The following is a 6000-nucleotide window of genomic DNA, read 5'->3' on the forward strand; positions in this document are numbered from 1 at the left end:
CATGATCGAATTCGACAATGTCTCCAAGTCCTTCTGGACCGGACAGCAGCGCAAGGTCATCCTCGACCGCGCGTCCTTCCGCGTGGAAGAGGGCAATTCGCTCGGCATCCTCGCCCCCAACGGCACCGGCAAGACGACGATCATCAACATGATGGCCGGGCTCGAAAAGGCCGACGAGGGCGAAATCCGGCGCACCAGCCGCATCTCGTTTCCGCTGGGCTTCATGGGCGGGGTCGTGCCGCGCCTTTCGGGCACCGAGAACGCGCGCTTCATCGCGCAGCTCTACGGCATCGACCCCGACTATCTCGAGGCGTTCTGCCGCTGGCTCTGCGGGCTCGAGGAATATTTCGACATGCCCGTGGGCACCTATTCCGCAGGGATGCGCGCGCGGCTGAGTTTGGCCTTACTGCTGGCGCTCGATTTCGATATCTATCTCGTGGACGAGGGCATGCCGTCGACCACCGATGTCGAGTTCAACCGCAAGGCGGGCGAGATCCTGCGAGAACGGCTGGAAAGCGCGACCATCGTGGTCGTGTCGCACCAGCCCGAGACGCTGGAAAAATTCTGCCGCTCGGCGGCGGTGCTCGTGGACGGTCAGCTCCACATGTTCGACACCCTTGAAGAAGCGAAGCGGCTGTATGACTACGAAACCCAAGGTTAAGAAGTTCCGCATCCGCAAGACCGCCTCGCTCGCCCCCACCCCCGAGCCCGAGGCGCCGCCCGCCGCGCCCGCGCGCCCGGCCGTCGTGGTGCGCCATACCCGCGGCGGCGACACCGGCCGCCGGCCCGCCGATGACGGGTTCGGCGACGCGCCCTATCCCGGCTCGGCCCGCGCCGAGCCCGGCCCCGCCGCCCGCGCCGATATCGACGAGCCCGCCACCGTCGCGGGCGAGACCGATATCGCCCGCATCCGGCGCGAGGGGCTGACGGGGCGGCAGTTGCGCCTCGCCCGCCGCCTCGCCCAGAAACACGGGATCGAGGCGACATCGGATTTCGACGCGGTGCGCCGCCTGCGCCTCAAGGGAATCGACCCGTTCGAGCGGGCCAACATGCTCGAACTCGTCGTGCCGGGCGATGCGCAGGACACCCCGGCCGCCGCCGCGCCCTCGCGCGTGCAGCTTCCCCAGACGGTCAAGCCGGTGCAGCTCCCCGCGACCGAGGACGCGCCGACCCGGCCCGCGGCGCCGGGCGCCTCGCAGCACGCGGAACAGGTGCGCCAGATCCAGCGCGACATCTCCCGCCGTCGCCGCCGCAAGCTCGCGCTGCTGGGCGCGCGGCTGCTGTTCTTCGTCGGGCTGCCGACGGCGCTGGCGGGCTATTACTATTACGAGATCGCGACCCCGATGTACGCGACCAAGACCGAGTTCGTGATCCAGCAGGCCGAGGCCGCGTCGGGCGGATCGCTGGGCGGGCTGTTCTCGGGCACGGGCTTTGCCACCTCGCAGGACAGCATCACCGTCCAGTCCTACCTGACCTCGCGCGACGCCATGCTGCGGCTCGACGAGGATGCCGCGTTCAAGGCGCATTTCTCGCAGGACTGGATCGACCCGATCCAGCGCCTCCCCGAGGATGCGTCGAACGAGGCGGCCTATAAACTCTACAAGGACGTGGTCGAGATCGGCTACGACCCGACCGAGGGCATCGTCAAGATGGAGGTCGTGGCCGCCGATCCGCAGGTCAGCGCGCAATATTCCGGCCTGCTCATCGACTATGCCGAGGAACGGGTCGACCAGCTTACCCAGCGCCTGCGCGAGGACCAGATGTCGGGCGCGCGCGAAAGCTATACCGAGGCCGAGGAAAAGATGCTCGCCGCGCAGGACCGCGTGCTCGAGCTCCAGGAACAGCTCGGCGTGCTCGACCCCATCGCCGAAAGCGGCGCGGTCATGGGCCAGATCTCGCAGTTCCAGACCCAGCTTCGCCAGAAACAGCTCGAGCTCGACCAGCTTCTGTCGAATCGCCGTCCGAACGAATCGCGCGTCGCGGGCGTGCGCGGCGATGTCGAACGGTTGCAGGCCGTCGTCGACGAGCTGCGCGGCGACATGACCGACGGCACCGGCGACGTGGCGTCTCTGGCGCGCGTCTCGGCGCAGCTCAGGATCGCCGAGACCGACCTCGAGACGCGCACCGCGCTGATGCAGCAGGCGCTTCAGCAGCTCGAGACCGCGCGGATCGAGGCCAATCGCCAGACCCGCTACCTGTCGCTCGGCGTCTCGCCGATCCCCCCCGACGAGGCCACGTATCCGCGCAAGTTCGAGAACACGCTGCTGGCCTTCGTGGTGTTTGCGGGTCTCTACCTGATGCTGTCGCTCACCGCGTCGATCCTGCGCGAGCAGGTGTCGTCCTGACGTGGCGGCACCCGCGAAAAAGAGCGGGCCGCGGGGCCGAAAAATGCGCCCGCGGCCCCTTGCACCCCCCCCGCCGCCTGACTAGAACCCGTCGCACCAATGGGGTGTAGCCAAGTGGTAAGGCATCGGTTTTTGGTACCGTGTATCGTAGGTTCGAATCCTACCACCCCAGCCAATGTCCTCGAAAAATTGCATACTTCCCAATGGGATAGCCGTTGATCAAGCGGCCAGCCTCCCGTCTCCACGTCGTGGTGGTTCACAAACTGGTTCACATGGTGCCCGGTGCGGACCGCGCGAACCGTCGAGAAAATGGGGGCTTCACCTCGTTCGCAGAAACGGGATCTTCTATTTCCGGCGGCGCTGGCCCGAAAAAATCCGCTGTCTCGGCGCGCCCGCGTTTCTGTCGGTTTCGCTCCGCACCCACCTCCTCGCCGAAGCGGTAAAGCGGTCGGCCGACATGCTCTCCGCGGTCGAGGCAGGAGAGAAAAACGTGCTCGAAGAACTTCAGGACAGCCCGGTCAGCGAGGCACGGGTCCAGGCGATGCTGAAAGAGATCGTGCGGCGTGCCGTCGCCACGATGATTGCGCGGCAGGAAAGCGACTTGTCGATCGAGGGCTCCGAGGCCTGTCTGCGCCGCATCGAAGCGGAGACGGGCTTGATACGGGACGCCCAGCGCGCTCGCGACTGGCCAGTGGCGTCCGCATTCGCAGGAGACATTGCAGGGCAGAACGGCATAGACCCAGAGACCCTCGAGGCCCCCGCGGTTGCCCGGCAAGTCCTTTCCCTCCTGCGCCGTCTCAACGACTTGAGCGCCCGCGTGGAGCGGGACTTCGACGACCCGCTTGAGGTCGGGCGGGATCTCCTGATCGATCATGGGCTGACGCCGACCCGGGAGGCCATGAAGCCGCCAATGCTGCTGTCGGAGGCGATCGAGAAGGCCTGCGAAGAGGCCCCGCAAGACGTGGAAACCAAGATCCGGGTTATCGGGAAAGTCGCCCTGGCGTATTTCGGCGACGTGCCCGTGGCTTCGATCGTGCTCGAGCAGTCCTTCGAGTTCCTCTTCCAGGTCTGGATGCTTCCGAAGCGCTGGGGAAAAGGCCACGGCCGAAACAGGCACGAGAAGATCGGCAAGGACTTGTGCCCTTTGCAGGAGATCCGCGACGCCGATGCCCAAGACGCTCAACTGTTGGAGGAAATCCTGAATCTCGACACGCTGTCGGTGCCCGACAAGCGGCGCCGGCTTGTGGTGGAACTGATTCCGAGGCTCACCGACGGATACCTCTTCGTCCAGCGTGACATGCTCAATCGCATATTTCGCGCCGCGCTCGGACGGAAACGTGTCGGACGGGATGTCGATGACGAAGATCGCCTCGTCCCCTCCCACGCGCAGCTGAAGAACCGGTTGCGCGCCTGGCACAAGTCTCAGAAGACACCCTGCAAGCTTCCGAAACGCGTGTCGCGCCCGAAGCGCCGGATGTCGTGGTCGCTCGAGCACGTGTCGAGGCTCCTGCGCTCGCCAATCTATGTCGGCACATCGTCCCCGAAGCAGCGCAGCCGGAAAGCCACCGCGCGCAATCGCATCATCATCCGGGACGCGATCTATTGGGTCCCGCTCATCATGATCACGATGGGCGTCCGCCCAGAGGAAATCCTCCAGGCCGCGGTGCCGGACGTGGTGCGCCGGGACGGGATCCTCTGCCTCTTTGTCGGCGACGAAGAGGACGCGGTGTTGAAGAACGAGCAATCCCGGCGCGTGCTACCGATTCCGGAGATCCTCCTCGAACTGGGGTTCCGGGAATGGGTCGTGGCGAAACGCAAATTCGGGGAAACTTGGCTTTTCCCGGAGATCCAGCCCGACAAGAGCCACGGTCGACGATCCCAGATCTTCGGCGACCGCCTGCGGAACCTCCTGAAGACGCTGAAGCTCCACGACACGCGCGAAGACATCTACGCCATGCGGCGCACGCTTTCTTCCAAGCTTTTGAGCCGGGGCATCGATACCGGCACTCGCCAGAGGATTCTTGGCCACCTCGAGGGCACGACCATCGACCGGCACTATTCCGATCATGGCCTTCTGGAGTTGAAAGACATGCTCGATGCCGTCGACTACGGCATCGAAATCGGCAGCGACAGGCGGTTTGGCTTTCCCATCATCGTGGGCAACCGCACCGCCCTGCAGACGGCTCTCGATGTCGATGTGGCTTTGACCGATCGGCGGGAGGTCTCGGCCGTTCAACTCCGCGACTCCGAAACCGACGAGATCGTGTTCGAGGCCGCCATCTCGGGCAGGAAGGCCCCGGCGGAATACACGTGGAATGATTGCGAAGCCCTCGAGGAAAAGGACGTGGCCGCGCGGATCGTTTCGCTCGGCCGGCAATATTCGCTCACGATGCCGGCAAGCGAAGAGGCCACGGCAGCACTCGAGCATCTGCTGATTTTGGTCGACGACAAGCCATTCTACGCTCCCGCCACGAAGCCGAGCGTCGATAAGGAAACGGAGGAAATCGAAAATCCTTCTGTGGTTGATGCCAAACCGATCGTCGACAACCCGGATAGCCGCCCAATCGATCTCGAGGCAGGGGATCTTGTGGTGTGCGCTCTTCCGAGCCGACGTGCTGAACCCACCAAGTCGACTGCGCGTCCGGGAATTGTCGTGAACACCCGTACAATGGCTGGCCGGAAATTCCTCGATATCGCCTGGGGTGGCCCGATCGAGACTGCGGGACCGGCACCGCATGAACTCGCGATTGCGCAGGCCGTCGAGATGGCCGAAGCCAAGCTCGACATTCCGACGCGCTTCAATTTGCGTCGGCGTTTCCTTGTGCCCGAGGAAGATACTGCAAGGCTGCACCATCGCCTCGGGCGCATCAGCAAAAGTGCTGAAAGCAGACTCAGGGAAGGTCTCCTTTATGCCGGTGACGTGTCTCCAGAGCCGGTCGCAGAACCGACCAGAAAACAGCGGCCTTTGGTTGTAGAACGGAGGCGCAGCAGGAGCGTGCGTCCGCCAAATTCAAGGTAGCGAACAGTAGTCGGTGGTCGACGAGTAGACCGATCTCCGCCTATCTCCGCCAAGCCGAGGAGGATGGCACCGACTACGTGGTGATCGACACGCCGCCCAATGCTGGCGGCACGATCTACGCGGCGATCCGCGCTGCGGACCTGGTGGTCGTTCCCATCCGGCAGTGACCGTTTGACATCAACGCAACCGCGGGCACGGTGGACATCATGGCGCAGACTGGTCCGCCGGGGATCTGCGTTTTGAGCCAGGTGGGGTCGGTCGGGCCCGAGGGCGACGACACCGCAGCAGTTGTGCAGAATCTCTACCCGAGCGTGCCGCTGGCCAAGGCCCGGCTTGGCCAGCGCAAGGCGTTCATGCAGGCGCTGATTTCCGGCCAGGCGATCACCGAGTTCGACCGGCCGAGCTCGAAGGCCGTGGCGGAGCAGGCTGCGATGCAGCCATGCCTTTCCAGGCGGGCAAAACATGAAATTACCAGAGGCTATTGGAGCGACCAGTATTCCATGTAGAAAAGGGCTTAGGGTCAGGATTCATAACCAGAACATGACGGTTGCGGCGAGGGCGATGGCGGAGAGGAAGACCTTCGGGCATCTGTCGTAGCGGGTGGCGATGCGACGCCAGTCTTTCAACCTACCGAAC

Annotated in this window: 4 protein-coding genes, 1 tRNA gene and 1 pseudogene; 5 read left to right on the forward strand and 1 reads right to left on the reverse strand. The window is 64.5% G+C overall.

Going from position 1 to position 6000, the window contains the following annotated elements; all coding sequences use genetic code 11:
* The first annotated feature begins 1 nt into the window (after position 1).
* From E2L08_RS14905 to E2L08_RS14925, 5 genes are all read left to right on the forward strand, one after another.
* A complete protein-coding gene (locus E2L08_RS14905; protein ID WP_133397894.1) occupies positions 2 to 661 on the forward strand; it encodes an ABC transporter ATP-binding protein in 660 nt (219 codons plus the stop codon).
* A complete protein-coding gene (locus E2L08_RS14910; protein WP_133397895.1) occupies positions 639 to 2345 on the forward strand; it encodes a capsule biosynthesis protein in 1707 nt (568 codons plus the stop codon). Before E2L08_RS14905 ends, E2L08_RS14910 begins: the two co-directional genes overlap by 23 nt.
* Before the next feature lie 100 nt (positions 2346 to 2445).
* Positions 2446 to 2520, forward strand: a tRNA-Gln gene (locus E2L08_RS14915).
* Positions 2521 to 5364, forward strand: coding sequence for a tyrosine-type recombinase/integrase (locus tag E2L08_RS14920; RefSeq protein ID WP_133397896.1), 2844 nt, complete (start codon positions 2521 to 2523; stop codon positions 5362 to 5364).
* A gap of 206 nt (positions 5365 to 5570) precedes the next feature.
* Positions 5571 to 5870: a hypothetical protein gene (locus E2L08_RS14925; RefSeq protein WP_133397897.1), complete on the forward strand. Its 300-nt coding sequence runs from the start codon at positions 5571 to 5573 to the stop codon at positions 5868 to 5870.
* Between the two features lie 21 nt (positions 5871 to 5891).
* Here E2L08_RS14925 and E2L08_RS14930 read toward each other — a convergent pair.
* Positions 5892 to 6000: pseudogene (locus E2L08_RS14930) on the reverse strand (IS5/IS1182 family transposase); the annotation flags it as partial.

Source organism: Palleronia sediminis (assembly GCF_004358695.1).
Lineage (GTDB): Bacteria > Pseudomonadota > Alphaproteobacteria > Rhodobacterales > Rhodobacteraceae > Palleronia > Palleronia sediminis.

Bases quoted from the DNA above. Each gene is read 5' to 3' on its own strand.
- E2L08_RS14905 (WP_133397894.1), top strand. From the start codon at position 2: ATGATCGAATTCGACAATGTCTCCAAGTCCTTCTGGACCGGACAGCAG.
- E2L08_RS14910 (WP_133397895.1), top strand. From the start codon at position 639: ATGACTACGAAACCCAAGGTTAAGAAGTTCCGCATCCGCAAGACCGCC.
- E2L08_RS14920 (WP_133397896.1), top strand. From the start codon at position 2,521: ATGTCCTCGAAAAATTGCATACTTCCCAATGGGATAGCCGTTGATCAA.
- E2L08_RS14925 (WP_133397897.1), top strand. From the start codon at position 5,571: ATGGCGCAGACTGGTCCGCCGGGGATCTGCGTTTTGAGCCAGGTGGGG.